The organism is Amycolatopsis palatopharyngis (assembly GCF_003385185.1).
GTDB lineage: Bacteria > Actinomycetota > Actinomycetes > Mycobacteriales > Pseudonocardiaceae > Amycolatopsis > Amycolatopsis palatopharyngis.
Genome location: NZ_PQHZ01000031.1, coordinates 25,356 through 49,959, shown reverse-complemented (window position 1 = coordinate 49,959; position 24,604 = coordinate 25,356). Strand labels below are relative to the sequence as shown.

General features: G+C 68.9%; 23 protein-coding genes. 11 read left to right on the top strand and 12 right to left on the bottom strand.

Annotated features, from left to right (window positions below; translation table 11 throughout):
• Positions 1–86 precede the first annotated feature (86 nt).
• Both D0C15_RS22035 and D0C15_RS22030 read left to right on the top strand, forming a co-directional pair.
• Positions 87–731: an amino acid ABC transporter permease gene (locus tag D0C15_RS22035; protein ID WP_116048698.1), complete on the top strand. Its 645-nt coding sequence runs from the start codon at positions 87–89 to the stop codon at positions 729–731.
• On the top strand, positions 728–1,525 hold the full coding sequence (locus D0C15_RS22030) for an amino acid ABC transporter permease (protein ID WP_116048696.1): 798 nt from the start codon (positions 728–730) through the stop codon (positions 1,523–1,525). Before D0C15_RS22035 ends, D0C15_RS22030 begins: the two co-directional genes overlap by 4 nt.
• Here D0C15_RS22030 and D0C15_RS22025 read toward each other — a convergent pair.
• Both D0C15_RS22025 and D0C15_RS22020 read right to left on the bottom strand, forming a co-directional pair.
• On the bottom strand, positions 1,470–2,207 hold the full coding sequence (locus D0C15_RS22025; protein ID WP_116048693.1) for a copper homeostasis protein CutC: 738 nt from the start codon (positions 2,205–2,207) through the stop codon (positions 1,470–1,472). The genes D0C15_RS22030 and D0C15_RS22025 overlap by 56 nt on opposite strands.
• Complete coding sequence (locus D0C15_RS22020) at positions 2,204–4,897, bottom strand: sensor histidine kinase (RefSeq protein ID WP_116048691.1); 2,694 nt, start codon at positions 4,895–4,897, stop codon at positions 2,204–2,206. The genes D0C15_RS22025 and D0C15_RS22020 overlap by 4 nt, the downstream gene beginning before the upstream one ends.
• Before the next feature lie 202 nt (positions 4,898–5,099).
• Between D0C15_RS22020 and D0C15_RS22015 the strand changes: the two genes are divergently transcribed.
• The 6 genes from D0C15_RS22015 (at position 5,100) to D0C15_RS21990 (ending at position 11,265) form a co-directional block, all read left to right on the top strand.
• Entirely contained in the window at positions 5,100–6,071 is a 972-nt protein-coding gene (locus tag D0C15_RS22015; protein WP_116048688.1) for an ABC transporter substrate-binding protein, read from the top strand.
• A gap of 43 nt (positions 6,072–6,114) precedes the next feature.
• Positions 6,115–7,752, top strand: a complete 1,638-nt coding sequence (locus D0C15_RS22010; protein WP_116048685.1) for a DNA repair helicase XPB — start codon at positions 6,115–6,117, stop codon at positions 7,750–7,752.
• A 151-nt stretch (positions 7,753–7,903) separates the two neighbouring features.
• Positions 7,904–8,662 (top strand): DUF4253 domain-containing protein, encoded by a 759-nt coding sequence (locus D0C15_RS22005; RefSeq protein ID WP_116048796.1) that lies wholly within the window; start codon positions 7,904–7,906, stop codon positions 8,660–8,662.
• Positions 8,663–8,714: 52 nt separating this feature from the next.
• The gene (locus D0C15_RS22000; RefSeq protein ID WP_211323296.1) at positions 8,715–9,500 is read left to right on the top strand and encodes an AAA family ATPase; all 786 of its coding nucleotides are present in this window, start codon (positions 8,715–8,717) and stop codon (positions 9,498–9,500) included.
• 75 nt (positions 9,501–9,575) lie between these two features.
• Positions 9,576–10,466, top strand: coding sequence for a DUF72 domain-containing protein (locus D0C15_RS21995; RefSeq protein ID WP_116048682.1), 891 nt, complete (start codon positions 9,576–9,578; stop codon positions 10,464–10,466).
• A 109-nt stretch (positions 10,467–10,575) separates the two neighbouring features.
• Positions 10,576–11,265, top strand: a complete 690-nt coding sequence (locus tag D0C15_RS21990; RefSeq protein WP_116048791.1) for a nitroreductase family protein — start codon at positions 10,576–10,578, stop codon at positions 11,263–11,265.
• A gap of 48 nt (positions 11,266–11,313) precedes the next feature.
• Here D0C15_RS21990 and D0C15_RS21985 read toward each other — a convergent pair whose 3' ends face one another.
• Positions 11,314–11,889: a type 1 glutamine amidotransferase domain-containing protein gene (locus D0C15_RS21985; RefSeq protein ID WP_211323295.1), complete on the bottom strand. Its 576-nt coding sequence runs from the start codon at positions 11,887–11,889 to the stop codon at positions 11,314–11,316.
• 94 nt (positions 11,890–11,983) lie between these two features.
• Between D0C15_RS21985 and D0C15_RS21980 the strand changes: the two genes are divergently transcribed.
• Complete coding sequence (locus tag D0C15_RS21980; RefSeq protein WP_116048679.1) at positions 11,984–12,955, top strand: o-succinylbenzoate synthase; 972 nt, start codon at positions 11,984–11,986, stop codon at positions 12,953–12,955.
• On the opposite strand, the gene D0C15_RS21975 is transcribed toward D0C15_RS21980, so the two are convergent.
• Together D0C15_RS21975 and sigJ are read right to left on the bottom strand one after the other, a co-directional pair.
• The gene (locus tag D0C15_RS21975) at positions 12,952–14,097 is read right to left on the bottom strand and encodes an NAD(P)/FAD-dependent oxidoreductase (protein ID WP_116048677.1); all 1,146 of its coding nucleotides are present in this window, start codon (positions 14,095–14,097) and stop codon (positions 12,952–12,954) included. The two genes, D0C15_RS21980 and D0C15_RS21975, sit on opposite strands and share 4 nt — an antisense overlap.
• Before the next feature lie 88 nt (positions 14,098–14,185).
• A complete protein-coding gene (gene sigJ, locus D0C15_RS21970; protein ID WP_211323294.1) occupies positions 14,186–15,049 on the bottom strand; it encodes an RNA polymerase sigma factor SigJ in 864 nt (287 codons plus the stop codon).
• Positions 15,050–15,154: 105 nt separating this feature from the next.
• Here sigJ and D0C15_RS21965 point away from each other — a divergent pair, with 105 nt between their 5' ends.
• On the top strand, positions 15,155–15,385 hold the full coding sequence (locus D0C15_RS21965) for a PspC domain-containing protein (protein ID WP_116048671.1): 231 nt from the start codon (positions 15,155–15,157) through the stop codon (positions 15,383–15,385).
• 9 nt (positions 15,386–15,394) lie between these two features.
• Here D0C15_RS21965 and D0C15_RS21960 read toward each other — a convergent pair whose 3' ends face one another.
• From D0C15_RS21960 to D0C15_RS21930, 7 genes are all read right to left on the bottom strand, one after another.
• The gene (locus D0C15_RS21960; protein WP_116048668.1) at positions 15,395–16,213 is read right to left on the bottom strand and encodes a transporter substrate-binding domain-containing protein; all 819 of its coding nucleotides are present in this window, start codon (positions 16,211–16,213) and stop codon (positions 15,395–15,397) included.
• The gene (locus tag D0C15_RS21955; RefSeq protein ID WP_116048665.1) at positions 16,210–17,880 is read right to left on the bottom strand and encodes a M14 family zinc carboxypeptidase; all 1,671 of its coding nucleotides are present in this window, start codon (positions 17,878–17,880) and stop codon (positions 16,210–16,212) included. The genes D0C15_RS21960 and D0C15_RS21955 overlap by 4 nt, the downstream gene beginning before the upstream one ends.
• Positions 17,881–18,055: 175 nt before the next feature.
• Entirely contained in the window at positions 18,056–19,687 is a 1,632-nt protein-coding gene (groL, locus tag D0C15_RS21950; RefSeq protein ID WP_116048663.1) for a chaperonin GroEL, read from the bottom strand.
• Positions 19,688–19,943: 256 nt separating this feature from the next.
• Positions 19,944–21,449, bottom strand: a complete 1,506-nt coding sequence (locus D0C15_RS21945) for a serine/threonine-protein kinase (protein WP_116048660.1) — start codon at positions 21,447–21,449, stop codon at positions 19,944–19,946.
• A gap of 87 nt (positions 21,450–21,536) precedes the next feature.
• The gene (locus tag D0C15_RS21940) at positions 21,537–21,743 is read right to left on the bottom strand and encodes a cold-shock protein (protein ID WP_116048657.1); all 207 of its coding nucleotides are present in this window, start codon (positions 21,741–21,743) and stop codon (positions 21,537–21,539) included.
• A gap of 190 nt (positions 21,744–21,933) precedes the next feature.
• Complete coding sequence (locus tag D0C15_RS21935) at positions 21,934–22,536, bottom strand: AIM24 family protein (RefSeq protein ID WP_116048654.1); 603 nt, start codon at positions 22,534–22,536, stop codon at positions 21,934–21,936.
• A gap of 42 nt (positions 22,537–22,578) precedes the next feature.
• Complete coding sequence (locus D0C15_RS21930) at positions 22,579–23,256, bottom strand: TIGR00266 family protein (RefSeq protein WP_116048651.1); 678 nt, start codon at positions 23,254–23,256, stop codon at positions 22,579–22,581.
• 79 nt (positions 23,257–23,335) lie between these two features.
• On the opposite strand from D0C15_RS21930, the gene moeA reads away from it, so the two are divergent.
• Positions 23,336–24,601, top strand: a complete 1,266-nt coding sequence (moeA, locus tag D0C15_RS21925) for a molybdopterin molybdotransferase MoeA (protein WP_211323293.1) — start codon at positions 23,336–23,338, stop codon at positions 24,599–24,601.
• The last annotated feature ends 3 nt before the right edge of the window (positions 24,602–24,604 follow it).

Below are 24,604 nucleotides of genomic sequence, written 5' to 3'. Positions count from 1 at the left end.
GAAAGTGCGATCGTGGTGAGCCCCAAGCCCAGCTCACGGACTTACCATCGCGCGCTTTCCCGGGAAAGCGCGATCGTGAGGAACGCATGAACGTCGTGTTCGACCACGCCGATGAGTTCGGCGAGGGGATCCTGCGCACGCTCCAGCTGGCGGGCTCGTCGTTCGCCGGGGCGGCACTGGTCGCGATCGTCATCGTGTCCTGCCGAGTCGCCCCGGTACGGCCGTTGCGGATGTTCGGCACGGCCTACGTCGAGCTGTTCCAGAACATCCCGCTGCTGGTCTGGATCATCCTGTTCGTCTTCGGGCTCCCGGAGATCGGCATCCAGTTCGACCTGATCACCACGGCCGTCATCGCGATCGGGCTGTACCAGGGCGCGTACTACGCCGAGGCACTGCGCACCGGGATCAACACCGTGGCCAGGGGGCAGGCCGAGGCAGCCCGCGCGCTCGGCCTCGGCTTCCGGCAGTCGCTGGCGCAGGTGATCCTGCCGCAGGCGCTGCGCAGCGTCATCCAGCCGCTCGGCAACCTCACGATCATGCTGCTGATGAACACGGCACTGGCCGCCGCGGCGGGAGTGGTGGAGCTGACCGCGGCGGCGAACCGGATCAACCTGCAGGTCGCCGACCCGATCCTGATCTTCGTCAGCGCCGGTGTCGCCTACGGCCTGCTCGCGCTGTGCATCTCAGGTGTGACCGGGTACCTCGAACGCAGGCTGGTGATCCACCGATGAGTGCCACGGACCTGCTCTTCGACGAACCGGGGCCGAGGGCTCGCCGCCGGATCCGCATCGCGACGGTCGCGGCGGTCGTGCTCGGTGCCCTCGCCCTCGCGCTGGCGCTGCGCCAGTTCGCGGTGAACGGGCAGCTCGAAGCCGAGAAGTGGGCGCCCTACGGCACCTGGCCGATGTGGCGCTACCTCCTCGACGGGCTCGCCTCCACCGCTCTCGCCGCGGTGCTGACGCTGGTGATCGCCGCGAGCGCCGGTCTGCTGCTCGCGTTCGCCCGCGTGTCCCGGTTCGCCGTCGTGCGGGGACCCGCCCGCGCGTACGTCGAGGTCGTGCGGGTCATCCCGGCGCTGCTGCTGGTCTTCGTCGTCCTGTTCGCCCTTCCCCGCTACGGCATGGACATGCCGCTGTTGTGGAAACTGGTGGCGCCGCTGGCGTTGTCGCACTCGGCCCAGTTCGCGGAGATCTTCCGCGCCGGGATCCTCTCGCTGGAACGCGGTCAGGGAGAGGCGGCGGCGGCGCTGGGCCTGCGTCCGGCGCAGGCGATGTGGCACGTGATCCTGCCGCAGGCGATCCGCAGGGTGGTGCCCTCGCTGGTCAGCCAGACCGTGGGCCTGCTGAAGGACACCTCTCTCGGGTACATCGTGAGCTATACGGAACTGCTGTTCAGCGCACGCATCCTGGCCAACTACAACCACCTGCTGATCCAGACCTACCTGGTCGTCGCGCTGGTCTATTTCGTCGTCAACTACTCGCTGTCCCGCTTCGCCCGCTGGCTGGAGGCCAGGCAGACGCGGTGAGGGCGGGTTCGTGCACCAGCGCGGACCAGCGCCGGACCGCTTCGACGTCCACAGTGGACTCCCAGCCCGCCGGGCGGGCCGCGCTGCCGACGTGGAAGGCGCGCACGCCCGCGGCGCGCAACGGCGCGACCAGCTTCTCCCGCAGGCCACCGCCCACGAGCAGCGTCGGCGGTTCGGGCCGCGCGGCGATCTCGCCGAGGACGTCGAAGCCGTCCTCGACCCCGGCGGGGTGGCCTGCGGCCAGCACGGTGTCGCAGCCGAGACCGGCCAGTTGCGCGTGCGCGGCCAGGACGTCGGCGGCGTGGTCGATCGCGCGGTGGAACGTCCACGCGCAGCCCGGCAGCACGGCGGTCAGCGCGGCACAGGCCGCGATGTCGACCCGCCCTTCGCCGGTCAGGAAGCCGAGGACGAACTCCCGCGCGCCCGCGTCGGTCAGCTCCTCCGCGGCGGCGCGCAGCCCGTCCAGGTCGCCTGGCACGAAGGACGCCGAATCGCGCAGCATCACTCGCACCGGGAGATCGGTCGCGGCGAGGACCTCGCGGACCACTCGTACCGACGGCGTCAGCCCGTCCGCGGCCATGTCGGCGACCAGTTCGAGGCGATCGGCCCCGCCTTCCTGCGCGCATTCGGCGTCGCGCGGTCCGAGCGCGATCACCTCCAGCAGGCCGTTGCGCTCGCTCACTCCCAGTTCCCTTCCAGCGCGGCGTCGGACACCGTGCCCAATTCACTCCACGGTGCCGGTCGCTCGTGCCGTCCCCGCCGGACCCCGCTCTGCAGGCTCGCCATCCGCAACCGGACGGCGTCGGGAGCCCGGGAGACGATCGGCCCGTCGTCCATCAACGGAGTGTCGACCACGCTCGGAACGAGGTCGACTCGCGGCATCCGCTTCGGCAGCACCGACGGCTCGTCACCGTTCTCCTCGGGGCCGGGCCAGACCGGCTCCACCCGCTCCAGCTCCACGGTGTCGGGCTCGCTGTCTCGTTTGTGAGTTCCGGTGCCGAACCACTCGGAGAGCACCTTCTGGTAAGCGGGCATCCGCTCGGTCGGGCCGTCGAAATCGAACTCGCCGTCTGGATCGTCGTCCTCGCTCGGCCAGGCGGGAGGTGCGTCCCAGTCCTCGACCGGTGCCCTGCGGGGCGGGCCGTGCTCGGCGAGCGACCGGTCCAGCGAAGGGCGCTCGGCGACCTGCGGCTGCGAAGCCGGTTCCGCCGTCTCGGATGTCTCCAGCTGTGGCTGGAGGAGCCGCAGCGGCACGTACAGCGGCCCCGGCAGTTCCGGCTCCCCCTGTTCGAGGTGGCCCACGTGGTCGACGACGGGTTCGGCCACGGGCTCCGGCTCGGGAGGCGGCGCGGCAGGTAGCTCCCGCGGTGACTCCTGAGCTTCGGGAACGTCAGTGACCAGCACGGCCGGAACGATGATCGTCGCCGTGATGCCGCCCTCGATGGCCGCACCGAGCCGCACCCCGATCTGGTGCCTGCGAGCCAGCCGGGCGACGACGTAGAGACCCATCCGCCGGGACACCTCGACGTCGACGTCGGGCGGTTGGGCAAGGCGGGCGTTCACCCGCGCGACCTCTGCGGGGGGCATCCCGGCGCCCCTGTCGGTGATCTCGATGCGCCAGTCACCGGCCACCGTCGCCGAGCTGACCAGGGTGACCGGCTCGGCTCCGGAGTACTCGGTGGCGTTCTCCAGCAGTTCGGAGATGACGTGCACGAGGTCGCTGACGGCATCACCACGCACCGCGAGCTCCGGGGTGGCGACGACGTCGATCCGCTGATAGTGCTCGACCTCGGAGAGCGCGGCGCCGATGATCTCCTCGGCGGAGATCGCACCGTCCACCCCCTGTTCGAGGTCCTGGCCGGAGAGGACCAGCAGGTTCTCGCTGTTGCGCCGCATGCGCGTGGCGAGGTGGTCCAGCTCGAACAGCCCGCCGAGGGTGTCCGGATCCTGCTCGTCGGCCTCCATCCGGTCGAGTACCGACAGCTGCCGTTCGACCAGCTGCTGGCTGCGCCTCGACAGATTGACGAACATCGAGTTGACGTTCTCCCGCAGCAGCGCCTGCTCACCGGCCAGCCGTACGGCCTGCCCGTGCACGACGTCAAAGGCCCTGGCGACCTCGCCGAGCTCCTCCCGGCTGTACACCGGCACGGGTGCGACGCCCCGCAGTTGGCGCACCCCTTCGGGCCGGGGGTCGGGGTCGGCGAGGATCTCCTCGACCGCGGCGGGCAGCCGGTGCTGGGCCACGTCCAGCGCGGTCCGGCGCAACGTCCGCAGCGGCCGCAGCAGCGAGCGCGCGACGATCGCGGCCAGTGCGCCGCCCACCAGCAGGACCCCGAGCACGATCGCGGCATCCCAGGACGCGGCCTCCCGCGCCTGGCCTGCCAACGCGTCGGTGCGCTGCCGCAACTGGACGAGCACCGCGTCCTGCACCTGGTCCACCAGGTTGACCGTGTACGTGGCCGCGACGTCCCACTGCCCTGCGTCGAGGCCGTCCAGCGGCTCACCGTCCTCGGCGCGGTTCAGCACCGACTCGACCATGCCGTTGCCGATGTCGACGACGAGGCCGATCACCGTGTCGTCGTACATGCGCTGCTGCTCGGCCGTGGCGAACTTGTTGTAGTCACTGCGAGCCGCCGCGAGTTCGGCCTCGGCGCCGAGCAGGGCTCGCTGCTGATCGGCAGGCAGCTCTCCGGTCGCGAGCGCTGCGGCAACGAGCGCACGTTTGACCGACATCTGGTCCTTCACCCTGGCGAGCGCGTTGACCGCGAGACGCATCCGGGTCAGATCGCGGTCAGTCGGCTCGGAGGCCGCCTCGTCCCCGATGTCGAGCAGTCCGGAGACCAGCCCGCTGTACGACCGCAGTACGGCCCCGGCCGGATACGTCGAGTGCTCGCCGGCGTAGCGCAGCCCGGTGAGCAGGCCGAGCCGGTCCTCGCTGCGCTGGAAAGCCGCGGACGCCGAACCGGACAGCCGAGGCTGGGCGTCAGCGAACTCCCGGTCGAACTCACCGATCGCGGTGTCCACCCGCCCCCGCTGATCACGCAGGCCAGCCAGATCTCCCTGCCTGCCCGCGGCCACGTAGCGAACGGTCAGGTCGCGCTCCCGTTGCAGCTGGTGGACCACCTCGGCGAGCCGGTCGTCCACCCGGACCCGCGTGGCGGCCTCGGCGAACTGCTCAGCCCGGTCCAGGTCCGCGCCGATCCGCAGGCCGACCAGGGTGACCAGGGTGAGGGTCGGGATGAGCAGCACGGCGAGCAGCTTCGTCCGCAGTCGCCAGTTCCGTAGCCGCCAACGGCCACCCGTGCCGGCGTCGGCGTCCAGTTGAGGATCCGCCGCGCCACCATCACGGGGACGACTACTGCGACGGGTCACCTGGCTTCCTTCTTCAACCGCTGCGCCTTGCGCGCTACACGACGCTCCGGGGACACCGCGTAAGAAACTACTGGAGGGTAGCGACCGTCGTGCGGTTCCGGAACCCGGTCCATCCCCGCGCGGCCCGCCGGCGATGCTATTGCCTCGCACCGCCTAAGCTCCACCACGAAACCAGATTCTCTCGGTCCATGGGAGCCACCGAATGAGGGCCTGTGCAAGAACAGCGCTCGCGTTCCTCAGCGCGGCCCTGCTACTGAGCGGTTGCTCACTGCTCGGGGGTGGCCAGGAACCGGAACCGCTCGTTCCCGAGCAGCGCACCCTCAGCGTCGGAGTCGGCAGCGCCATCGACACCGCGCCCCTGCGCATCGCGGTCGCCGATGGCCGGTTCCAGCGCGCCGGGCTGCGGGTCGAACTCGTCGAGCAGACCGGGGACGCCGACGCGCTGGCGAAGCTGGCGGCCGGCGATCTCGACGTCGCGTTCGCCAGTGACGTGGCACTGTTCAAGGCGGCCGCGGACGGGAGTCCGCTGCTGCTGCAGGGTGAGGCCTACACCGCGGGCCGCAACACGATGGCGCTGGTGACCCTGCCGGAGTCGGCGCTGCAGGCACCCAACGACCTGCGGTTCCCGGAGATCGCGGTGGACACGCTGGACGATCTCGGCACGCTCACGACCCGCTCGGCGCTCGCCGGAGCCGGGGTCGATCCGGAGCGGATCACTTTCGTCCAGCGCGCCCCGGAAACGATGGTGGAGGCCGTGCGCTCCGGCGACGTGGACGGCGCCTGGATGGTGGAGCCACACATCACCAGGGCGGAGAAGGACTTCGGGGCCAGGGTGGTGCTCGACACCGCGCGCGGCGCCACCCTCGACTTTCCCGTGTCCAGCTACGCCGCGAATGCCGCCTTCGCCGATTCCCGGCCCAACACGCTCGCCCTGTTCCGCCAGGTTCTCGGCAAGGCGCAGCAGCACGCCGCCGATCCGATGGTGATCAGGGAGGCTCTGCCCGATCTCGCGGATATCGACGAGACCACCGCCGCGCTCATCTCGCTCGGCGACTACCCCATCTCCATCAGCGGAGTTCGCCTGCAACGCGTCGCCGACCTGATGCACAGTTCGGGGCTGATCGGCGCCAGGCTCGACGTGCAGTCGCTGCTGCCGAAAACCGGACTCGGCTGACCGGCGCGGGAGAAGCGCCTGACCGGCACGTATAAAGGAAGACGTGAGCAATGGCCCGCTGATCGTCCAGTCCGACAAGACCGTGCTGCTCGAGGTCGACCACGAGCAGGCCGACGACGCTCGAATGGCGATCGCTCCGTTCGCCGAACTGGAGCGAGCACCGGAGCATATGCACACCTACCGGGTCACCCCGCTCGCGCTGTGGAACGCACGGGCGGCCGGACACGACGCCGAGCAGGTCGTCGACGCGCTGACCAGCTATTCCCGGTTCCCAGTGCCGCAGCCGCTGCTGATCGACGTGGTGGACACCATGGGCAGGTTCGGCAGGCTGCAGATCACCAACCACCCCGCACACGGGCTGGTGATGGTGTCCACCGATCGCGCCGTGCTGGAAGAGGTGCTGCGCAGCAAGAAGATCAGCCCGATGCTCGGTGCGCGCGTCGAGGACGACACGGTGCTCGTGCATCCGTCCGAGCGCGGCAGGCTCAAGCAGGCGCTGCTGAAGGTCGGCTGGCCCGCCGAGGACCTGGCCGGATACGTCGACGGCGAGGCGCATCCCATCGACCTGGACGAGCGGGACTGGAAGCTGCGGGAGTACCAGCGCCAGGCGGTGCAGGCGTTCTGGGCAGGCGGTTCCGGCGTGGTGGTGCTGCCGTGCGGCGCGGGCAAGACACTGGTCGGCGCGGCGGCGATGGCGCAGGCGGGGGCAACCACCCTGATCCTGGTGACCAACACCGTGGCGGGCAGGCAGTGGAAGCGTGAACTGGTGGCGCGCACCTCGCTCACCGAGGAGGAGATCGGCGAGTACTCCGGGGAACGCAAGGAGATCCGCCCGGTCACCATCGCGACTTATCAGGTGGTCACCCGCAAGACGAAGGGCGAGTACCGGCACCTGGAGCTGTTCGACTCCCGCGACTGGGGCCTGGTGGTCTACGACGAGGTGCACCTGCTGCCCGCGCCGGTGTTCCGGATGACCGCAGACCTGCAGTCCCGGCGCAGGCTCGGACTGACCGCGACACTCGTGCGCGAGGACGGCCGGGAGGGCGACGTGTTCTCCCTGATCGGCCCGAAGCGCTACGACGTGCCGTGGCGCGATATCGAGGCGCAGGGGTGGATCGCGCCCGCGGAGTGCATCGAGGTGCGGGTGACCCTCACCGAGGCGGAACGGCTGGCCTACGCCACGGCCGAGGCGGAGGAACGCTACCGGCTCGCCGCGACCGCCCGCACCAAGACAGCGGTAATCAAATCCATTGTGGACAAACATGCCGGGGAGCAGGTGCTGGTGATCGGGGCCTACCTCGACCAGCTGGAGGAACTCGGCGACGAACTCGACGCGCCGGTGATCCAGGGCTCCACCCGCAACAAGGAGCGGGAGTCGCTGTTCGAGGCGTTCCGCCAGGGCGAGATCAACACCCTGGTGGTCTCGAAGGTCGCGAACTTCTCCATCGACCTGCCCGAGGCATCGGTGGCCATCCAGATCTCCGGCACCTTCGGCTCCCGGCAGGAGGAGGCGCAACGCCTCGGCAGGCTGCTGCGCCCCAAGGCCGACGGCAGGCAGGCGCACTTCTACTCAGTCGTCTCCCGCGACACGGTGGACACCGAGTACGCCGCACACCGCCAGCGCTTCCTGGCCGAGCAGGGCTACGCCTACACCATCCACGACGCCGACGCCTACCTCTAACCCGACTTGGCAGTTCCCGGGCCCGAGTTTGCAGATCCCGGGGCCGAGTTTGCAGATCCCGGCACGCGAGTCCGAAAACTGTCAGACTCTCGAACTAGTGTTCGATCCGTTGTCGCAGACATCGCCGAACATCGATCCGAGGGGACTCGCCATGACCGTGGTCCAGCTGCATCCGCACACCCCTGCCGCCGAGCTCGCGCTTCCGCCCGGTCGCTGGCACGGCAGGCTGTGGGTGTCGGACTCCGCACTCACGAACCCGGACAGGTACCTCGCGTGCGTGGCCGCCCATTCGCGCACGGGCCTGTGGCCGGTGCTGATTCCACCGGACCTGCGCTTCGAACTCAGCGGCGAGGACTGGACCGTCGACAGGGGCAGGCTCGCCTCCGCGGGCGACCGGATCGCCGATGTCGACGTCGCAGCCACACTGGCCGAGTGGTGGCGCGAACCGTGCTGCGACGGCTCCTGCCTGCACCCCTTCGGGGCCGAGTTCCCTGGGCTCACGAAGCACTCGACACGCAGGGCCGACCCACTCGCCGAGGCTGGTAACACCGGCTCGATCCTCGCCGCGCGAGCCGACTGCCGCCTCGGCCTGGTCGAGACCGAACGGCCCGCCGACGTTCCCGCCCTGCTCGGCTGGGCCGGGATGATCAACACGACCGACGACGTCGCCGCGGTGTCGGCCGTGCTGCGCAGCTGGGAGGAACGGTTCGGCGCGGTCCTGATCTCACTCGGGTTCGACTCGCTGGAACTGTCGGTCGCGGCCCCACCGAAGTCCAGGGACCGCGCACTGGCACTGGCGGCCGAACACCGTGCTTTCTGTGTGCAGAACTTCACCGGCCAACCCGGTGACATGCGGGATTTCGGGACGAATCTCGCAGGCCGCAGGCTATGGCGCTTCTGGTGGGACTGAAGCCGGGCCGGGCTGCCTATCCCTGCCGGATGGCACGTTTGCCGGGTCCGCGATGAGTAGGAGCACCCGCTCCCGCGGCGGAGCCGGCGGTGGCTTCATCCGGGACGTGCGACTGAGCGCGCGGTCGGTCACCGGCCGGTATCCCTTCACCCTGCCCGTGGTGCGGCATCTGGTCGGCGTGGAGCGCCTGCCGCTCGATCCAGCTGTGACGTTCCTGGTCGGCGAGAACGGCACCGGCAAATCCACCCTGGTCGAAGGGCTCGCGGTTGCCGCCGGTTTCAACGCGGAGGGCGGATCGCAGTCCTTCCGGTTCGCCACCCGGGCCACCGAGTCCAGCCTGGGTGATTACCTGGTGCTGCGCTGGGGCATCCGCAAGCCGCGTACCGGCTACTTCCTTCGGGCAGAGTCGTACTACAACGTCGCCACCGAGATCGAGTACCTCGACAAGCAGAGCTCGTACCCGCTACTACCCGCTTACGGCGGTATCTCGCCGCACGAGCGCTCCCACGGCGAGTCCTTTTTGGACTTGGTGATCCACCGGTTCGGACCGGACGGGCTCTACGTGCTCGACGAACCCGAGTCGGCACTGTCGGTACGTGGCTGCCTTGCCCTGATCACCCGCATTTCGGACCTGGTGTCCCAGGGCAGTCAGTTCGTCATCGCGACGCACTCGCCGATACTGCTCGCCGTACCCGGCGCGCGGATCCTGCAGATCGATGACGACGGAGCGATCGAGCAGGTCCACTACGACCACGCCCTCCCGGTGGCCCTGACCCGAAGGTTCCTCAACGACCCCGGGGCCGTCCTGCGACAGCTGTTCGACGATTCCGGCGACTAGCAACGGTTCGCCGCCGGCTCGGATTCGATCCTGCCTCGACCGGGTAAACCGCTCGCCGACGCGGGGAGCGAGGAGATGATGGCCCAGATCCGGATCGGCACCTCCGGGTGGTTGTACCCGCCGTGGCGGGGTGTCTTCTATCCGAAGGGCCTGCCGCAGCGCCGGGAACTGGAGTACCTGTCGCACCGGCTGAACACGGTCGAGATCAACGGCTCCTTCTACTCACTGCAACGGCCCGAGCGGTATCGGACGTGGTTCGAGCAGACACCGGACGACTTCGTGTTCGCGGTCAAGGGCGGCCGGTTCATCACGCACCTGAAGCAACTGCGAGACGTGGAAACGCCGCTGGCCAACTTCTTCGCCTCCGGGCCGCTCGCGCTCGGGCACAAACTGGGCCCGCTGCTCTGGCAACTACCTGCTCGGCTGCCGTTCGACATCGATCGGCTGACGACGTTCTTCCGGCTACTGCCCCGCAGCACACCTGAAGCGGCGGCACTCGCCGAACGGCACGACGACAGGCTCAAGGGTGCGGCTTGGACCGAGCCCGGACAGGAACGGCCACTGCGGCACGCACTCGAGGTCCGCCACCGGAGTTTCGCGACCGGCGAGCTGGTGGATCTGCTACGCGCACACGACATCGCGCTCGTGGTCGCCGACTCAGCAGGCACCTGGCCTTATCTGGAGGACGTGACCTCCGACCTGGTGTACGTGCGACTGCACGGCGACGAGGAGCTGTACACCAGCGGCTACAGCACCGAGGCGCTCGACAGCTGGGCAGGCCGGATCCGCGAGTGGGCCAAGGGCGGCAGCCCTCGAACCGAACACACGGTGGGGACGTCGCCACCTCGCGGACACCGGGACGTCTTCGTCTACTTCGACAACGACGCCAAGGTGCACGCGCCGACCGACGCGATCGCCCTCGCCGAACGCCTCGGTGTCAGTCCCGTTCGGGAAACGGACAAATGAGTACGGTATCCGGCTAACGACCCTTCTGCTCAGGCGCGGGAGTTGCCATACTGCCGCCGTGACCAATGCCGATCGCGATGCCGGCCCCACGACCGCCACTCCGGATCAGCTGGGCCGATGGAGTTCCGTACACGGCCACGAGTACCGCGGCGTCCCGTACCGGCCGCAACGGTTGCCCGCCGAGACTTCACTGCGCACGTCCGCCGAGCTTCGCGAACGGATGAACACCAGGCGGACCGTGCGGATGTTCTCCACAGATCCAGTACCCGAGCAGGTCGTGCTCGATGCGATCGCCGTCGCCTCCACCGCTCCGAGTGGTGCGCACCAGCAACCGTGGACGTTCGTACTGGTGGAGGATGCCGAGTTACGCAGGAGAATCCGCGAGGAGGCCGAACGGGAGGAGCGGATCTCCTACGACGGCAGACTCGGCGAGCAGTGGCTGGACGCGCTGCGGCCGCTGGGCACCGACGGCGTCAAGCCCCACCTCACCGACGCTCCCTTCCTGATCGTCGTCTTTCAGCAGCGGTTCACCCTGCTGGAAGACGGGAGCGTGCGCAAGCACTACTACGTCGACGAGTCCGTCGGTATCGCCGTCGGCATGCTGCTCACCGCGCTGCACCTGGCCGGCCTCGCCGCGCTCACACACACCCCGTCGCCGATGAAGTTCCTCAGCGAGCTACTTCAGCGGCCCCGCAACGAAAAGGCGTTCGCGGTGATCCCCGTCGGGTACCCCGCAGCGGACTGCGAGGTACCCGACCTGCGCCGGAAGTCCCTGGATCAGGTACTCGTCCGGAAGTGACCCGAAACGGTTTCAGCGCCAGGCAGGCCCCGGCGCCCGGTGACGTGGTCAGGCACTACTGCGCGACTGGGCGCGGTGCACACCCTCGCCGATCTCCTCGACCATTTTGTCGCAGAAGGCAGGAAGGTCGCCGGGCTTGCGGCTGGTGACGAAGCCCGAGTCGACGACAACCTCCTCGTCCACCCATTCCGCACCCGCGTTTCGCAGGTCGGTCTGCAGGCTCGGCCACGACGTCATCCGACGTCCCCGGACCACGTCGGCCTCGATCAGCGTCCACGGAGCGTGACAGATCGCCGCGACGGGCTTGCCCTTCGCGAAGAACTCACCGACGAAACGCACCACGTTCTGGTCCGTGCGCAGCAGGTCCGGGTTGGCCACGCCACCCGGCAGCACCAACGCGTCGTAATCGTCCGAGGAGACCTCGGTCACCACCTTGTCCACGGGAAAGGTGTCACCCTTGTCCAGGTGGTTGAACCCCTGGATGGTTCCCGGCTTGATGGACACCAGTTCGGGCTGGCCACCCGCTTCCTGCACGGCCTTCCACGGCTCGGTCAGTTCCACCTGTTCGGTACCTTCCGGCGCCGCGACGAAGGCCACCCGGCGTCCACTGAGTGTGTCCGACACGTTTCGTCACTCCTCCCTGTCTGTGGATGTGCCGATCGACTACCCGTGTGCCTGTTCAGCAAACCGGCCACGGCCGCACTGGCATGATCGGGTGATGGACTTCGCCACCGCCCGGGTGTACGCCATCGGCCTCCGAAACCGCTTCCGTGGAATCACCGTGCGCGAAGGCGTGCTGTTGCGTGGACAGGCGGGCTGGGGAGAGTTCTGCCCGTTCGACGACTACTCCGATGACGAGTGCGTCCCCTGGCTCCGTTCGGCGTTGGAAGCCGCGGATCAGGGCTGGCCCTCGCCCGTCCGCGACCGGGTGCAGGTCAACACCACCATCCCCGTGGTCAGCCCGCAGCAGGCCCACGATCTCGCGGTGCGATCGGGCTGCCGGACCGCCAAGATCAAGGTCGCGGACAGCCGCTCCACCCATGCCGAGGACTGCGAGCGGGTCGCCGCGGTTCGCGACGCGCTCGGTGCGGGCGGCGCGATCCGGGTGGACGCGAACGGCGCGTGGGACGTCGACGCGGCCGTGTCCGCGATCAATGACCTCGATCGCGCGGCTGCCGGTCTCGAGTACGTCGAACAACCCTGCCCTTCCATCGACGAACTCGCCGCCGTGCGCCGGAGGACGCACGTCCGGATCGCTGCGGACGAGTCGATCCGCAGGGCGGAGGACCCGCTGAAGGTGGCGGTGTCCGGCGCCGCCGACGTGGCCGTGCTCAAGGTCGCCCCGCTTGGTGGGGTGCGGCGTGCGCTGCGGGTCGCGGAGTCCTGCGGATTGCCGTGCGTGGTGTCCTCCGCGGTGGAGAGCAGTGTCGGGCTGGCCGCGGAGCTCGCGCTCGCCGCGGCCCTCCCGAAGCTGGACTTCGCCTGCGGCCTTGGCACGATCTCCTTGCTGTCCGCGGATGTCACCGGTAACTCTTTGTCGCCTGTGGACGGTGAACTGACGGCGGTGCCACACGCTCCCGAACCGGAATTGTTCAGCTATGTCGCCGCCGACAGGGAAACGCGGGATCGGTGGCTCTCCCGGCTTCATCGCGTCGCCGCTCTCCTGACGGACGCGGAGCGGAATCGTTAGCCGTGTTCGACGGCCTGCCGGGCGGCTGCCCCGCGCTTGCCCTTCGGCCACCAGTACGCACTTCGGGTGCGGCGAAGCATGCGCAACGAGACCACCGTCGAGCGGCAGACCTGCTCCTTCACCCACGCTCCCGCCCAGCCCCGCAGGATCCAATCCTTCGGGGAATCGTCGGCCCGCACGGTCTGGATCAGTCCGTTCCTCCTGCCGAGGCTGACGCACTGGACGAAGTACCTGAACCTCAGCGGTTCGGCCTCCCGGCTCGCCGCCCGTGCGCTGATCACATCGGCCGCGTGCGCGGCGGCCGGCATACCCGAAGCGCAGGACATGCGCAGTTCGCCTGTCCCGGGAACTCGCACGACCGCGGCGTCGCCTACCGCGTAGACCTCTGGGTGGGATACCGACCGTAGCGTGTCGTCGACTCGGATCCGCCCCCGGTCGTCGACGTCCAGCCCCGCGTCGCCCGCGAGCGCCGGTACGACGAAGGACGCGGTCCAGACGATCACGTCAGCGCGGATGTCGCCCATATCGGTCCGCAGTACACCAGCCTCCACATGCGACACACGTACCCCGGAACGCAGGGTCACCCCAAGGCGCTCCAGTACCGCGCCCACGTAGGCCTTGCCTTTGACCGAAAGCCGGGCGCCTGGCTCATCTGCGCTGACCAACTCGACACGACGGCCTGGATACGCCTCAGCCAGCTCGGCCGCCATCTCGATTCCGGTCAGCCCGCCCCCGACGACCGCGACCGATCCGGTTTCCCCGCGCAGGCGCTCACGCAGTTCACGCGCTTGTTCCACTGTGTACGCGTACTCGGTCACCCCCCGGACCGTGGTGTCGGTCCGGCTGCCGAGCGCGTAGACGAGCGTGTCGTAGCCGATCTCCCTGCCGCTTCGGGTACGCACGATGCGGTCTTCGGGCTCGACTGCGATCACCGTGTCGCGCACCGTGCTGATCTCCCGCCCCCGCGTCAGCTCACCCAGCGGGATCGACACGCTGGGCCTGCCTGCGACGAACTCGTGCAGCCGGATGCGCTCGGTGAAATGCGCTTCCGAGTCCACGATCGTGACTCTGTGGCCAGGGCCGAGCCGCAGCGCAGTGGTCAGCCCGGCGTATCCGGCCCCCAGAACGACGATGTGTGCCATAACTGCCTCCCTCGTATGCGACCGCGAGTAGCCGTCCGCTCTTTCAGTGGAGACGACACAGCCGTCCGGAATGTGAGCATGAGCTGGATCACGCCGAGAGATGGCTGAGCTTGTCGGGATTGAGCAGTACGTCCACCTCGGTGATCAGCCCCTCGGCGACGGAGAACGCGAGCACGGCGTTCACCGCCCCTGACGGCTCGAGGATCACCAGCCCCGGCTCCGTGTTGACCAGTTCAGATCGTGCGTACAACCCGGTTCCGGCGTAGAACTTCTCGACCAGTCCGGTCAGCAGCCTGCTGACCTTGTCCCTGCCGAGCACGGGCACCCTGGCCGCGTTGACCACACCGCCGCCATCGGCACGCCAGACGACCTCGGGATCCAGCACCGCCACCAGCCCCGGCAGATCCCCGTTCTCCACGGCGGCGAGGAACGCGGCCACGGCCTTCCGATGGGCGGACAGGTCCACCGACCGCCTCGGCCCGTGTGCCTGCACCTGCCTGCGTGCCCGGGAGGCGGCCTGTCGCACCGCGGCGGCGTTACTCCCGACTATGCCGGCGATCTCGTCGAACGGGACGGCGAAGACATCGTGCAGCACAAGGGCGATCCGCTCGGCGGGGCTCAGTCGTTCCAGCACGGCGAGCATGGCCACACTCACCGATTCGTCCATGGTGATCCGAGCCTCCGGCCCGGGATCACGGGCCAGCAGCGGCTCCGGCAACCACTGGCCCACATAGGACTCCCGGCGCGCACGGGCAGAGGTCAGTGTGTCGTAGCAGATCCGGCTCACAACGGTGGTGAGGAAGGCGCGCGAATCCACGACCGCACCACGGTCGGCTCCCTGCCAGCGCAACCAGGCTTCCTGGACCGCGTCGTCGGCGTCGCCGACCGTGCCGGTGATCCGGTAGGCCACCGCCCAGAGGTGTTGCCGATGCTCCTGGAACTCGTCGCTCATCCTTGACACTCAAGCACACCCGGGGTGACTCAGGGTCGATGGTTCCGGGTGCGCTCCGGGTCCTTCCCCGATGTGTCCGGGCTCCGCACAGGGCAACCTGGGGTCATGACCAACGACACCACGTACGCCACGCAGACCGACCAGCCTGTCAAGAAGCTGCGCCGGAGTTCGTCCGACAAGATGATCGCCGGAGTCTGTGGCGGCTGGGCCAGACTGCTCGGCGTCGACGCCGCGATTCTGCGGATCCTGCTCGTCGCGACCACGATCCTCGGCCTCGGTACGCCGGTGCTGATCTATGCGGCCTCCTGGATCCTGATGCCACAGGACGAGGACTGAGCACGAACTTCAGCCGAGCCAGGGTTTCGCGATTCGGTCGTAGGTACCGTCGTTACGTACGAGATGCAGCCACTGGTCGATCCACTCCTGTAGTACGACGTCACCTCGCGGTATCAGGTATGCCTTCTCGGAGAACGTGAACGGCTCGTCCGGATGCACAGCGCACAACTCGGGGTGCTGCTCCGACTGCCACCGCGTCTCGGTGGCGTCGGTGATCATGAGGTCCGCGTTCCCGGCGATGATCTCCGTGAAGATCGTGTTGTTGTCCGGGTGCCGGACGATCGTGGCCTGGCTCAGGTTGTCCTCGGCGAACCGCTCGTTCGTGCCGCCCGGATTGACGATCACCCGGACCCCTGGCCGATCGATCTGGTCAAGGGTCTGGAACCGCTCGGCGTTCTCGCAACGAGTGATCGGTGTCTTGCCGTCACGCAGGTAGGGCTCGCTGTAGAAGGCCTGCCGGGCGCGATCCAGTGTCACCGAGATCCCGCCGACCGAGAGGTCGCAACGACGGCCCAGATCCTCGAGCAGGTTTCCCCAGGTCGTCGGCACGATGGTCAGCCGCACGCCGAGGCGGTCGGCCAGGTCTCGCGCCAGGTCGATGTCGATACCGCTCCACTCGCCGGTGGCCGGGTCGCGGTAGGTGAACGGCCGGTAGTCACCGGTACTGCACACCCGCACCTCGCCCCGCTGCAGAATCGCGTCGAGCCCGCTGTGCCCCGGCCGGAGCTCGGCCGACGAGCCGGAGCCCGAGACGTAGTTCGCGCTCGCGGTGCCGATTCCGAGTACGGCGAGCACCGCCAGGGTGATCGCCGCCGCCTTCCACCTCATTGCTTCACCTTTCGCGCACACTGTGAAAGGTCCACGGCCTCGGTCTCACCGCGTGCCACCGACACCTGGATCTCCTGCAGCACCTTGCCGTTGGGCTTGGCGCAGCGCAAGGTCCAGCTTTCCTCGATCGCGTGCCCGGTCCTGTCAGGACGGACGGAGGGGTTGACGTCCCAGGCGAAGTCACCGGATGCCGGGAGCGAGGAGGTCAGAGTGGTGGGCACTGGCAGTCGCGGCCCGGTCGAGCCGTCGGGCTGCCGCACGGGCGCGGTGTACTGGGTGAACGTCTTCTCCAGTGTCAGCAGCGCCTTCTTCGGTGCGGTACCGGTGATCACCGCGTGGTAATCGTCGTCGGCCGCGATCTCGAACTGGCGCAGCAGCCCCTCCCGCACGCCGCCGTCGGCGCCCTCCGCCGAGCCGGTGCCGAAGTACTGGTCGATCACGCCCTGCTGGTAAGGGATGTGGAAGTTGTCGCCGCCGAGCTCGAACTCGAAACCGAAGCCGCCGGTGGTGAAGTACGACCACTCTCCGGTGCTGCCACTGGTGTCGTAGAGCTGGTAGGACGGAATGCTGCGGTATCCGGTCGCGTCCCCGAGCCGGTCACCGATCGCCGCGTAGGTCTCCTCGTCCACGGTCAGCGGCGTGGTGGACTGCTGCGGCGGCCGGAGTACGAGCGCGCCGTAGTTGTGCAGGCTCTGTAGCGACGTGACCTGACGAGACGTCACCAGCTCGACGACGTTGCGTACCTCCGGCTCGGAGAACGGGGCCGCTCCCCGGTACGTGCCGCTGGCCGGGTTGGTGCTCGCACCACGGCCGCCCCAGTTCCCGCCGTAATTGCGGTTGAGGTCCACCCCGAGCCGGGAGTTGTCCTCGTCCGCGCATTGCGCGGGAGTGGGCACCGCACCGTCGGCGACCCGGCAGTTCTTACGCTTGTACTCGTTGATGTAGCTCCTGGAGATGTCGTAGCCGTCGGCGTTGATGACAGGCACGACGATGATCCGCGCCCGGTCGAGCAGACCGGTGATGCGGGAGTCCTTGCCGTCGTTATGCACGAGATCGGTGGCGAACTCCATCGCGATCTCGGCTGTCGGCCATTCGCGGGCGTGGTGGGTGCCCACGAGCAGGAATGTCGGTCTGCCATCCGGTACCGCGACATCGTGGGCGATCTCGACCCCGGAGATCGTCTTGCCCAGCAACGACTTGTGCGGCAGATCGATGGGCCGGACCAGGTCGGGCCGCTGTGCCACCAGCGCGTCCATCTCGGTGCCGAAGTCGGCGTAGGTGCGGTAGGTGTTGCGCCCGGTCGGCAGCGGCGACGCAGCCGTCGTACTGGCCCGCGCCTCGTCCTCGGCGAGCACCGCCTTGGTGTGCGCCACCAGGTCCGCGATCACCACGTCGTAGTCGAAGCCCGCGCTGCGCAACTGTTCGACGTCTTCGCTGCCGTGCGCGAAGACGTCCACCGAGTCGGCGCCCCGATGCTCGCTGATGTCCAGGCCGGTGGCGACCAGGCGGTTCACCTCGGCGTCCGTCGTCGCCGCGACCCGCAGCAGCGAGACCACGTCCGGCTCCTGCGGTTGCGCGGCCGCTCCGGCACCGCCGGTCAGCGTCGCTGCTGTCAGTATCGCCGCGACCACCGTGGCGAAGCCCGATCTCTTCCACCGAAGCGACATCGTCTGCCTCCCGCCCAGATTCCCACCAGTCCATCGAACGTAAAGTGGTTAGTTACCGGTGCGAAAGGTCCATCCGGGTAAATCAGCCGCACACGCACAGGGGCCCGGTCCCGCCGAAGCGGAACCGGGCCCCTGTGTGGCTACTCGACTGAACTCGAGATCGGTGGAAAACCGATCAGAAGTCCATGCCGCCCATGCCGCCGGTCGGGTCACCGGCCGGAGCGGCACCAGCCTTCTCCGGCTTGTCGGCGATGACCGCCTCCGTGGTGAGGAACAGCGCAGCGATGGACGCGGCGTTCTGCAGCGCGGAGCGAGTGACCTTGGTCGGGTCCGGCACGCCGGCCGCGAGCAGGTCCTCGTACTCGCCGGTGGCGGCGTTCAGGCCGTGCCCCTGGGGCAGACCCTTGACCTTCTCCACCACGACTCCGCCTTCGAGGCCGGAGTTCACCGCGATCTGCTTGAGCGGAGCCTCGACCGCAACCTTCACGATGTTGGCACCGGTGGCCTCGTCGCCCTCGAGCTTGAGGCCGGCGAAGGCAGCCTCGGCAGCCTGCAGCAGAGCCACGCCACCACCGGCGACGATGCCCTCCTCGACGGCGGCCTTGGCGTTACGCACCGCGTCCTCGATGCGGTGCTTGCGCTCCTTGAGCTCCACCTCGGTGGCGGCGCCGGCCTTGATGACGGCAACGCCGCCGGCCAGCTTCGCCAGGCGCTCCTGGAGCTTCTCCCGGTCGTAGTCGGAGTCCGAGTTCTCGATCTCCGCGCGGATCTGGTTGACCCGACCCTGAATCTGGTCGGCGTCGCCCGAACCCTCGACGATGGTGGTCTCGTCCTTGGTGATGACGGCCTTGCGGGCCTTACCAAGCAGCGAGAGGTCGGCGTTCTCCAGCTTGAGACCGACGTCCTCGGTGATCACCTGGCCACCGGTCAGGATCGCGATGTCCTGCAGGATGGCCTTGCGGCGGTCGCCGAAGCCCGGCGCCTTGACGGCGACGGACTTGAACGTGCCGCGGATCTTGTTCACGACGAGGGTGGCCAGGGCTTCGCCCTCGACGTCCTCGGCGATGATCAGCAGCGGCTTGCCGGACTGGATGACCTTCTCCAGCAGCGGCAGGACGTCCTTGACGTTGGAGATCTTGGAACCGAAGAGCAGGACGTAGGGGTCCTCCAGCTCGGCTTCCTGACGCTCCGGGTCGGTCACGAAGTAACCGGAGATGTAGCCCTTGTCGAAGCGCATACCCTCGGTGAGCTCGAGCTCGAGGCCGAAGGTGTTGCTCTCCTCAACAGTGACGACGCCTTCCTTGCCGACCTTGTCCAGCGCCTCGGCGATGAGCTCACCGATGGTGCGGTCAGCAGCGGAGATCGAGGCGGTAGCAGCGATCTGCTCCTTGGTCTCGATCTGCACGGCGGCCTTGTGCAGCTGCTCGGTGACGGCCTCGACGGCCTGCTCGATCCCACGCTTGAGGGCGATGGGGTCGGCACCGGCGGCGACGTTGCGCAGTCCCTCACGGACGAGAGCCTGGGCGAGCACGGTGGCGGTGGTGGTGCCGTCACCCGCGACGTCGTCGGTCTTCTTGGCAACTTCCTTGACGAGCTCTGCCCCGATCTTCTCCCACGGGTCCTCGAGCTCGATCTCCTTGGCGATGGAGACACCGTCATTGGTGATTGTCGGCGCGCCCCACTTCTTCTCGAGCACGACGTTGCGGCCACGGGGGCCGAGCGTCACCTTGACGGCTTCGGCGAGGGTGTTGAGGCCGCGCTCAAGACCGCGGCGGGCGTCCTCGTCGAACGCGATCAGTTTGGCCATTGCGGTGTGGTCCTCCGATATTGGGCGCTACCAGCGGAACAGCCGTGTTCCGGCTGCCCGCTGTAGCAGGACACGTCCTCGGCCAGGCTCGGTGCCCGCGACGGACGACTGAGTTCCCGCGGAGATTCCCGCCAGAACACTGCCTCACCGTCCCGACCTTCAGGCGAGCGGTCGGCGACCACCCGCCTAGCACTCGACGGCGTCGAGTGCCAATCTCGGTTTTAGCACTCTCCGGGTGAGAGTGCAAGCAGCGGGGTCAGTTACCCGGCACCACGGGGATGGATGTGGGCGGCGGACTGCCGCGCTCGGCAGGGGCGTTGCCCTGGCTCGGCGAGGAGTCGCCGGGACCGACGGGGATCGGCGGAGCGGTGGCGTCCGGCTCGGGCACGGGTGTGTCACCGCTGCCCTGCTCGTCGTCACCGCCGAGCAGGAGCACCAATGTGAGGACAACGCCCGCCACCACCAACGCGGCGACGCCCACCCAGATCATCCACTTCTTGCCACCGCTCTCGGGCTGCGTGAAGGGCGAACTACCGGCCGCGGCCTGCGGCCGCATCCGCATCGGGTCACCCTGCGGCGGCCCGTACCCATGCGGCGGCTGTTGCTGCGCCATCGGCACCTGCTGGTAGGGCCCCGGCCCCTGTGGCTGACCGTAGCCGGGAGCGAAACCCTGCGGCGGAGTGCCGAGCCCCTGCTGTCCGCCTTGGGCGTATCCGGGATGCGGACCCTGCTGCTGCGGCTGCCCCTGCGGGCTCTGCTGTCCGTAACCGGGCGGCGGAGCGCCGTACGGCTGCTGTCCGTTCGGCCTGCCCTGTCCGTGCTGGTTTCCCTGCCCGTGCTGGTTTCCCTGACCGTGTTGCCCGTACGGCTGCACCGGCGTCCCCTCTCCCGTTCGGGCCGCGGTGCCCACCGGCGCGGGGTTGCGCGCGAGGGCGGCCCCGGCCGCGGAGATCAGCTCCCCGCAACTGCCGTAGCGATCGTCCGGAGTCCTGGCCATGCCCCGCCGGATCACCTCGTCGATGGACGCGGGCAGCGCGGCCGCCCTCGCCGCCGAAGGAGGCTCGCCCCCGAGGTGCCCCTTGATCACGGCAGGTACATCACCCTGGTAGGGCGGCTTGCCGGTCAGGCAGGCAAAGAGCACGCAGGCCAGCGCGTACTGATCGGTGCGCCCGTCGAGGGGCTCACCTCGCAGATGTTCGGGGGCCGCATAGGTGGGCGATCCGAGGAAGTCCCCGCCACGGGTGCGATGGCCGGTGGCCCCGCGCCTGGTCAGCCCGAAATCGGCGACATAGACGTGTTCCCGTGCGGACTCCCTGCTGGTGACCAGCACGTTGGCCGGCTTGACGTCGAGATGCACCAGCCCCCTGCCGTGCAGCGTGTCCAGCGCGTCGGCCACCTGTTCCAGGAGGCTCACCGCGCGTTCGGGAGCCATCGGTCCCGCGCTGATCAGGCTCGCGAGGTCGGACCCGTCGACGAGCCGCATGGCGATGTAGAGCATGCCGTCGAGCTCGCCGAAGTCGTACAGCGGCACGATGTTCGCGTGATCGATGGCCGAGGTGTTGCGCGCCTCGTCGACGAACCGCTCACGGAACTCGGCATCGGCACCGAGGTGCTCCCCGATGACCTTGAGCGCCACCTTGCGACCCAGCCGCACGTCGGTGGCCTTGTACATCACGCTCATGCCGCCCTTGCCGAGCACACCGTCAATGCGGTAATTGCCCAACCGGCGACCGGTGAGGTCCCCCGACACATCGCCTGTCACGCCGCGCAGCCTAACGCGCCGTGGGGCCGATGACGCGGAGCGTCTCCGTTAGCCAGGAGGACGCTGCCCGCGAACCGGGAGGATGCTTCAGGAGACCTTGCGGACGCCCGCGGCTTGACTCCGGCCGTCCCGGCCCGCCTGCACCTCGAACTCCACACGATCGCCCTCATCGAGAGTGCGGAATCCGTCGGCCTGAATGGCCGAGTAATGTACGAACACATCGGGGCCTTCCGGGGACTCGATGAATCCGTAGCCCTTTTCCGAGTTGAACCACTTGACCGTGCCAACAGCCACGGTGTCCTCCTTGGATACAGCCGAAAAACGACGGCAGCTGCACCCCGCCGTCGCGTGAAGCTTCGATCACGCTACCGGAATAACGGCGTCGGGCAATGGGCAATTCGTTCGGAATTCAGTCGACCCGCAAGTGGTCGCGCATCACCCCGCGCTCGCACTTTCCCGGGAAAGTGCGAGCCGTGTCGGGGGCTCAGGAATGCCGGCGGGCCTGGAGCAGCACGGTGCCGGGGCCGGCGAAGTCGAGTTCGAGCCCCTCGCCCGTGCGCACCGACTGCGGACCCGCCGGGTCGACCGCGCGCAGGCGGCACTGCAGCGAGTCCGGATAGGCGAGCAGGAAGCCGGGGGTCACCGTGATGACCTCGCCCCGGTCCAGCGTGAGTGCGTCCACCGGGCCCGCCGCGGCCAGCACCAGCTGGCCGTGCCCGCTGTAGTGCTCGAGGAAGCCCGAGTCCGAGCCGAACAAGGACTGCAGTGGCGGCCACGATTCGTCGGGCCGGATCGTCGGCGGGCGCGCGAGTACGACGTTCCTGGCGATCGACCACCCGGTCCGCCCGTCGAAGCCCAGCGCGTAGACATCGCCAGGATGGCGCGGCGCCAGATCGACCCAGCCGCCGTCCCCGGGCGCGGTGAAGATCGTCGGCCCGCGCCCACGTGCACCACGAGCTTGCCGCGACTCACCCATCCCGAAGCTGCTCGCGACCTTCGCCTCGGCGTCGGCCTGCACGGCCTCACCCGCAGCCAGCACGACACGGGCCACGCCAAACGCCGGCGTGTGCCTGGTCTGGACCTCCATGCTCCCTCTCCCCGCCCGTTCCCAGCCGCCGCGACGCCCGCCTCAGCGGCTGGGTACCTGCGCGACGATCCAGCTCGACAGCGCGCTCGGGTTCCGGGTCTGGGTCAGCACCTGCCCCGGCCCCGCGAAGTCGAACACGAGCCCCTCGCCGCTCTTCATCGACTGGATCATGCCCGAAGCCACCTTGCGGGTCTGCGACTGGACCGTGTCGGCATAGGCCACGACATGCCCGGAGTCGATGGTGATCATCTCCCCCTGCTGCAGGTTCACCGTCTCCAGCGCGCCGTAACAGGCGACCACGAGCGGCCCCTGTCCCGTGGCGTGGGTGAGGAATCCGCCCTCCCCGCCGAACAACTTGCCGAAGCCACCCCAGCGGGTCTCGGTGTGCACGCCGTGTGCGGACGCCAGCCAGGATCCCTTGGTGACACACCAGCCGGTCCGGCCATCCATGTTGATCAACTGGATGTCGCCGGGCAGGTTCGGCGCCACGTCCACCCAACCGCCGTTCTGCGGCGCCGTGTAGGTGGAGATGAAGAACGATTCGCCGGAGAGGAACGCCCTGCCGAGCCCCTTCATCACGCCGCCCTGTGAACTCGACTGGACGTGCACCCCGTAACTGGTCGCAAGCATCGCCCCCGCCTCGACCTGCGCGGGCTCTCCCGGCGCGAGCAGCAGTCTGGCCACGGCGAACGACGGTTGGTGACGGACCTGTACCTGCATCGGCTCTTTCCTCTCCCCACAGACGCCCGGCGAGCACGAACGCGGGGAGAGTCTTGCATGCCGGAGGCCCCGGGGGAGGATGGTCGGCGTGATCTCCGTCGAAGACCATCTCGCGAAGGTGACAGCACTGCTGTCGCGTCCCCCAGGTGTGGAACTGCCATTGGCCGACTGCGCCGGAAAGGTGCTCGTCGCCGACGTCCATGCCGGTGTGTCGCTGCCACCGTTCGACAATTCGGCGATGGACGGTTTCGCCGTGCGCTCGGTCGACGTCGTCGGCGCGAGCTCGGACGAACCCGTCGAACTCCCCGTGGTGGCGGACATTCCCGCCGGTCGCACGGACGTCCCCGCGCTGCTGCCCGGTACCGCGCATCGGATCATGACCGGTGCCGCCATGCCCTCCGGCGCGGACAGCGTGGTCCCGGTCGAACGCACCGAGGGCAGTGGCTGGCCGGGCAGCGATCCGGGCACGGAACCGGTCGTGCGTGTGCTCGCCGGAGCCGACCCCGGCGCACACGTGCGCCGGACAGGCGAGGACGTCGCGAGCGGCAGCCTCGCACTGGCGGGGGGAACCCTTCTGGGGGCCGCGCACCTCGGCCTTGCCGCGGCGGTCGGTCTCGACCGGCTCACCGTCCACGCCGCGCCGCGGGTGCTCGTGGTCTCCACCGGATCGGAACTGGTGCTACCGCCCGAACCACTGCGGCACGGGCAGATCTACGAGTCGAACAGCGTGATGCTCACGGCCGCGCTGCGGGGCCTCGGCTGCGAGGTGGAAACCGTGCGCAGTGTCGCCGACGACGTCGAGACGTTCCGGGGCGCGATCGAACCGAGGCTGGCGACCACCGATCTCGTCGTCACCTCCGGCGGGGTCAGCGCGGGCGCGTACGAGGTGGTCAAGGACGCGCTCACCGGGGTCGGCGTGGAGTTCGCGAAGGTCGGGATGCAGCCGGGCGGACCGCAGGGCTGTGGCCGCTGGAACGGGGTCCCGGTGGTGACCCTGCCGGGAAACCCGGTCGCCGTTCTCGTCTCCTTCGAGGTCTTCCTGCGTCCAGCGTTGCGCGCCGTACTCGGCCACGAGCAGGTGCAGCGCACGAAGGTCGCCGCCCGGCTCACCGAGACCCTCACCTCGCCCTCGGGCAAGCGCCAGTACCGGCGGGGGTACTACACCCCACCCGGCAACGCCGAGTCCGGTCCCGCCGCACAGGTCACCGGCGTCGTCGGCCCGAGGGGCGGGCCCGGTTCGCACCTGCTGGCCGCGTTCACACAGGCGAACTGCCTGATCGTGCTGCCAGAAGATGTCACAGAGGCGGCCGCGGGCACCGAGGCGGAAGTGCTGCTGCTCGGCTGATCG

Bases quoted from the DNA above. Each gene is read 5' to 3' on its own strand.
- D0C15_RS22035 (WP_116048698.1), top strand. From the start codon at position 87: ATGAACGTCGTGTTCGACCACGCCGATGAGTTCGGCGAGGGGATCCTG.
- D0C15_RS22030 (WP_116048696.1), top strand. From the start codon at position 728: ATGAGTGCCACGGACCTGCTCTTCGACGAACCGGGGCCGAGGGCTCGC.
- D0C15_RS22015 (WP_116048688.1), top strand. From the start codon at position 5,100: ATGAGGGCCTGTGCAAGAACAGCGCTCGCGTTCCTCAGCGCGGCCCTG.
- D0C15_RS22005 (WP_116048796.1), top strand. From the start codon at position 7,904: ATGACCGTGGTCCAGCTGCATCCGCACACCCCTGCCGCCGAGCTCGCG.
- D0C15_RS22000 (WP_211323296.1), top strand. From the start codon at position 8,715: ATGAGTAGGAGCACCCGCTCCCGCGGCGGAGCCGGCGGTGGCTTCATC.
- D0C15_RS21995 (WP_116048682.1), top strand. From the start codon at position 9,576: ATGATGGCCCAGATCCGGATCGGCACCTCCGGGTGGTTGTACCCGCCG.
- D0C15_RS21980 (WP_116048679.1), top strand. From the start codon at position 11,984: ATGGACTTCGCCACCGCCCGGGTGTACGCCATCGGCCTCCGAAACCGC.
- D0C15_RS21975 (WP_116048677.1), bottom strand. From the start codon at position 14,097: ATGGCACACATCGTCGTTCTGGGGGCCGGATACGCCGGGCTGACCACT.
- sigJ (WP_211323294.1), bottom strand. From the start codon at position 15,049: ATGAGCGACGAGTTCCAGGAGCATCGGCAACACCTCTGGGCGGTGGCC.
- D0C15_RS21965 (WP_116048671.1), top strand. From the start codon at position 15,155: ATGACCAACGACACCACGTACGCCACGCAGACCGACCAGCCTGTCAAG.
- D0C15_RS21960 (WP_116048668.1), bottom strand. From the start codon at position 16,213: ATGAGGTGGAAGGCGGCGGCGATCACCCTGGCGGTGCTCGCCGTACTC.
- D0C15_RS21955 (WP_116048665.1), bottom strand. From the start codon at position 17,880: ATGTCGCTTCGGTGGAAGAGATCGGGCTTCGCCACGGTGGTCGCGGCG.
- groL (WP_116048663.1), bottom strand. From the start codon at position 19,687: ATGGCCAAACTGATCGCGTTCGACGAGGACGCCCGCCGCGGTCTTGAG.
- D0C15_RS21935 (WP_116048654.1), bottom strand. From the start codon at position 22,536: ATGGAGGTCCAGACCAGGCACACGCCGGCGTTTGGCGTGGCCCGTGTC.
- D0C15_RS21930 (WP_116048651.1), bottom strand. From the start codon at position 23,256: ATGCAGGTACAGGTCCGTCACCAACCGTCGTTCGCCGTGGCCAGACTG.
- moeA (WP_211323293.1), top strand. From the start codon at position 23,336: ATGGTCGGCGTGATCTCCGTCGAAGACCATCTCGCGAAGGTGACAGCA.